This window comes from Leisingera sp. F5 (genome assembly GCF_001593695.1).
On the sequence record NZ_LUKH01000193.1, the window covers coordinates 1 to 4,005 of the forward strand.

A 4,005-nucleotide genomic window follows, 5' to 3' on the forward strand; every position below is an offset into this window, starting at 1 on the left:
ATGATCACACGCCGTTCTATCGTATGGAGCTGACCCCGGATGACCTGGTGGTCTTCCGCCCGCGCGCGCCTCAGAGCGATCTTTTGCCCGGTATCAGACTGCCAGAGTGGGCAGAGGAAAAGGCAAGAAAAATCGCCAGGGCAAAGGCTCGGGACTACTATGCTCTACGCTCTAACTGGTTGGCGTTTGCCAACTCTGAAGCCGCCAAGGGCAACCCGCCCAAGAACGCAGGTGCAGCTTTCGTAGCCTACTGCAAGAAGCAGGATAGCTTACGCGCATAGAAGGCTTCTTTTCGAAGCTGACAATTTCTCATATCCAATAGCGCAACCTCAAACCTCTTTTAGAAAGCCCTTAAGCACATGAAAAAACTGGCTTCAGCCATGCTCCTAGTCGCAGCTTCAGTCGGCCCAGCATTTGGAAAAACAGCACGTTGCTACGTCGAGTACCTAGGAAACGTCTAAGTTTCCGCTGACCTCGCGATATTGAAGTGTATGCAAGGTACACTCTTACGTCTTTATGGCACCAGCACCGAAATCCGGTGCATTTATCGGGGCGGAGATTTTAAGTCCCCTGTGTCTACTGGGACCACTTCGTTTACACCGAAGATGTCAGGAGAACACCCGGCGGCTCCCGGAAGAAGACAGAGGGAGGGGAACCGGCCCGCGAACTATAGGAACAGGCCACTGGTCAACACGCGGGCCGCACTTCAAAGCACTGATGAAGTTCACGTAGGGTAACCCAAGATCAGATCCTCGCCTAAACCTTTCTCTAGTTCGTCTGGATCTTCTAGGGCAATGGACCAAGCCGCTTTCCATGCTGTTGAAAACGAACAGGACGGCTGACTCTCAAGTCAGCTTCCGGACTGACGTTCAATGGCCGACCAGCCGTGCCCAAAGGCCGCGCTTCACCCGAACGCCAGATTTATCCCTCTGATCTGTCAGAAGTGCATTCAGGCGCACCCGCTCGGCCTCTGCCCCGTCCAGGCGGGCGCGCAAATCCTCGATCTGATCGACGAGCTGGCCGCGCTCCCTGTCTCGCTCGGCGGTCATGGCGCCGATCTGCTCCCGAAGCATCTTAACTTCAACCTCTAACGCACCGGCTTCGCTTGGTTTTGTCGCCTTTATTGGTGGTGGGGAAACGGTTTTACTGTGTGGTTCTTCCTGTGGTTTCCTGAAAACACGGTCAAGCTCTGCCTCGTCAATCTCCCAATGCCCTTGCGCGTTCTTCTCGCCCGATATTTTTGCGTTTAAATCGTTGCTTTTAAGTCGTTCCAAGAGGGTTTTCTTGGCAACACCCGCATACTTCGCCGCTTGATTCAAAGATAGTTTTGCCATGGTTTCTGCTCGCCTTCACCGGTGGTGGGGAAACGGTTTTCATTATTGTTTTCCACCAGTTTACAGAAAACCACCAAAGCGGGGAAGCTCTGGGGCTACTAGTCGAAAAGGCAGCTTGCCTGTATCTCAATTGAGATACATAGTACCATCGAAAACAGGAGGACATGCCATGCCCGCCCAAACCTCGATGCTCCACGTTCGCGTGGACGACCGGCTCAAGGCGCAAGCGGCCGACGCTCTGTCCGGTGTCGGCCTGACGCTTTCGGATGCCGTGCGCATCCTGCTGACCCGCGTTGCCGCCGAGGGCGGTCTGCCGGCCGGCCTGACCGCAGATCCGGATGCCTATGACACCTGGTTCCGTGCCAAGGTGCAGGAGGCGCTGGCCGACCCGCGCCCTGCCACCCCGCACGACCAGGTGATGCAGGATGCCCGCGCCCTGATCGACGGGAAGCGCCGTGCCTGAACTCGAGTGGAAGGCTCCGGCGGTCGCCGACCTGATGGCGATTGCCGATTACATCTCGGACGACAACCCGGACGCAGCCCTTGCCCTGGTGGAAGAAATTCAGGGCAAGGTGGCGCAGCTCCCGGCTCACCCGAAACGCTGCCGTCCCGGCAGAGTAGAAGGCACCCGGGAACTGGTGGTCCGGCCAAACTATATCGTGGTCTATACCGAAACCGCAGCGGCGGTGACGGTGCTGCGCGTGCTCCACGCCGCGCAGATGTGGCCCTAGCCAGATCAGGAAAGAAATGCCTCACGACCGCCACGAGAATGCTCCCTCTGATTGCTCGTCCCGCTTCGACTGCGGGAATTACGAGGTCAGCTCCGAGACCCTGACCGATGCGGAAATCTGGGAGCGGTCACCGCCAAAGCGTCGGCATCTGCTGTCGCCGGATTTTGCGGAACGGTTCGGCGCCCCTCAAATCCCTGACTGACATCGCCCGTTATAAGGCTGGGAAAGGAAGGGATTTGTCGCCCGTTCAACGGGCGAATAGCCGGAGGTCCAGGAGGGCGCAGCACCTCCGGCCCATGGCAATTAGCGGAGCGGCTCGGAGAGAATTGCCTAGTGGGTTGTCATTTGAAATGACAATTCCGTCGCGCTCCGCTATCAGCGCCCCATGTTCAAGGCAGCGATCCGCGTCAACAAGCTCACCACTATCGCCCAGCTTCGCGGGGCGTCCCTCCATGCGCAGCGCCACGACGAGACCGGCAAGGCACGGGTCCGGGACGATGCGGAACCTGGTTTCGGCCTTGCCTGGTCGAAGGCCGAGAACGACCGCGACTATCTCGCCGCCTTCAAAGCCCACAAGACCGAGCTGGGGGCCGGCGAACGGAAGGGCGCGCCGCTCGGTTTGCAGGCCATCTGCGTGGTCTCCCCGGAATGGGTGGAAAAAGCCGGCGGCCTGCATGACCCCGATAATCCGCGTAACCGCCAGCTCTTCGACCAGGCCAAAGCCTGGGCCGAGGGCTGGGGCGGCAAAGGATCGGTGATCGCCACTCGCCTCGATCTCGATGAGAAGGGCGGGGCTGTGGTCGATGTGCTGGTCTCCCCGGTCCGGGAAAGCCGGGGCAAGCCGGTGATCTCGACCAACAAGGCACTGCGCGAGCTGAAGGAGGCCACAGGCGAGCGGAACGAATACTCCGCCTTGCAGACATCCTGGGCCGATTGGTGCCGCGAGCATCTGGACCCTGGAATCGTGCGCGGCACCCGGAAAGAAATCACCCAGCGCCAGCACCTTTCCCCGGAAACCTATGGGGCGGTCATGGACAAGGCCCGTGAGAGCGTCAGAGCGCCCTCTCAGGGGCTGTGGGATGCCATCCGGGACACAGACCTCTCAGAACGCGAAACAGAGGCCCTGAGCGACTTTTTGATGCTCAAGGGGGAGATTGCCCGCCACAAGGTCCAAGGGCGCTCCTACGAGCCTCCTGAGGGCGCTCTGGAGCTGGATCGCGTGAGGGGAGATCCCCAAACCGATCCCTGGCCTTTGATCCGGGCTGTCAGGTCAGGGGCAGAGCGTGTGTTTGAAGCGGCCCATGGGTTCGGCATGGGACTGCGGGCGAACATGGGAGACGGGTATGAATCCGGGCGTGAGTTCTTCCCCAGCCTGTCCGACCGGATGCACCTGGCGGCAGTGGTGGCGAAGTGCGGAGCGTTTTGCGCCAGGGTTGAGGCTGCGGTGAAAAACATGCTGCGTCCGGATGCGACCCAGATCGAAGAACAGATCTGCTGGCCGCAGGAGGCACTGGCAGAGGTGGAGCGGCATGAGATGAACCTTGGCCTGACAACTCCTGCGGTCCGGAAAGAACCCTCGGCAGAACGGGACACGGATCTCACCGACCGTTCCAGCCAGGAACGGGATCGGGGACCTAGCCATGGTCGCTGACCCCTAGTGTTAATAGTGTTACCTACGGAGTATGTTACGGGGCCGGAAATCGCCCATAACCTACTGGCACCATATAAGGAAACTATCCACAGGGTTCCGAAAGGTGCGAACCTGGGTTCCGAAAGGTGCGAATTTTGGTTCCGAAAGGTGCGAACGGATGAAGGTTCCTGATAGTGCGAATATCCGCTATGAAGATTCCATGGCGTTGTTACCTGATAGACATCCTCAAAAAGACTTCTTCATCCTCGATATTTCCGATGTCGTGGCGAAGGATGACATGGCTTCGATG

Annotated in this window: 5 protein-coding genes and 1 pseudogene; 5 read left to right on the top strand and 1 reads right to left on the bottom strand. The window is 59.0% G+C overall.

The features are described 5' to 3' along the window. A pseudogene (locus tag A2I95_RS27100) lies at nucleotides 1-281 on the top strand (RepA); the annotation flags it as partial. 588 nt (nucleotides 282-869) lie between these two features. Here A2I95_RS27100 and A2I95_RS27105 read toward each other — a convergent pair. After that, entirely contained in the window at nucleotides 870-1,334 is a 465-nt protein-coding gene (locus A2I95_RS27105; protein ID WP_291734896.1) for a hypothetical protein, read from the bottom strand. 169 nt (nucleotides 1,335-1,503) lie between these two features. Between A2I95_RS27105 and A2I95_RS27110 the strand changes: the two genes are divergently transcribed. The 4 genes from A2I95_RS27110 to A2I95_RS27125 all read left to right on the top strand — a co-directional run bounded on the left by A2I95_RS27110 (nucleotide 1,504) and on the right by A2I95_RS27125 (nucleotide 3,716). Continuing rightward, nucleotides 1,504-1,797: a type II toxin-antitoxin system RelB/DinJ family antitoxin gene (locus A2I95_RS27110; protein WP_291734899.1), complete on the top strand. Its 294-nt coding sequence runs from the start codon at nucleotides 1,504-1,506 to the stop codon at nucleotides 1,795-1,797. After that, nucleotides 1,790-2,065, top strand: coding sequence for a type II toxin-antitoxin system mRNA interferase toxin, RelE/StbE family (locus A2I95_RS27115; protein WP_027256310.1), 276 nt, complete (start codon nucleotides 1,790-1,792; stop codon nucleotides 2,063-2,065). The genes A2I95_RS27110 and A2I95_RS27115 overlap by 8 nt, the downstream gene beginning before the upstream one ends. A gap of 16 nt (nucleotides 2,066-2,081) precedes the next feature. Continuing rightward, nucleotides 2,082-2,267: a hypothetical protein gene (locus A2I95_RS27120; RefSeq protein ID WP_291734901.1), complete on the top strand. Its 186-nt coding sequence runs from the start codon at nucleotides 2,082-2,084 to the stop codon at nucleotides 2,265-2,267. A 183-nt stretch (nucleotides 2,268-2,450) separates the two neighbouring features. Continuing rightward, complete coding sequence (locus tag A2I95_RS27125) at nucleotides 2,451-3,716, top strand: hypothetical protein (RefSeq protein WP_291734902.1); 1,266 nt, start codon at nucleotides 2,451-2,453, stop codon at nucleotides 3,714-3,716. Nucleotides 3,717-4,005 lie beyond the last annotated feature (289 nt).